The organism is Bradyrhizobium sp. KZN70725 (genome assembly GCF_055264925.1).
Genome location: NZ_JBUYWT010000226.1, coordinates 1 through 292, shown reverse-complemented (window position 1 = coordinate 292; position 292 = coordinate 1). Strand labels below are relative to the sequence as shown.

Below are 292 nucleotides of genomic sequence, written 5' to 3'. Positions count from 1 at the left end.
GATGCGCAAACCCTGGCTCTTCAGCGAGCGAAAGAGTTGCTCAATGATCCAGCGCTGGCGGTACCAGGAGACGATCTGCCAGGCGTCTTTAACGGTGGCGACCGGATGAGTGGTCAGGAGCAGCCAGCGAATGGGCTCCGCACCTCTCGGCGGATGCAACTCGACCACTTCTACGAAGCTCAGTTTGATGCCCTCCGCCAAGTCGGTGACGCCGGGCCTCTGCGGCCGCTTGAGCACGACGGTTCCGAAGCGCATCGAGAGATGGGCCTGCCGGCCGCGCCGATCCATTCGC

General features: G+C 63.4%; 1 protein-coding gene. It reads right to left on the bottom strand.

Annotation, left to right across the window (positions count from 1 at the left end; translation table 11 throughout):
- Positions 1-292: transposase (locus ACZBJS_RS42840; RefSeq protein ID WP_463440374.1), on the bottom strand; the 292-nt coding region annotated here is incomplete at both ends.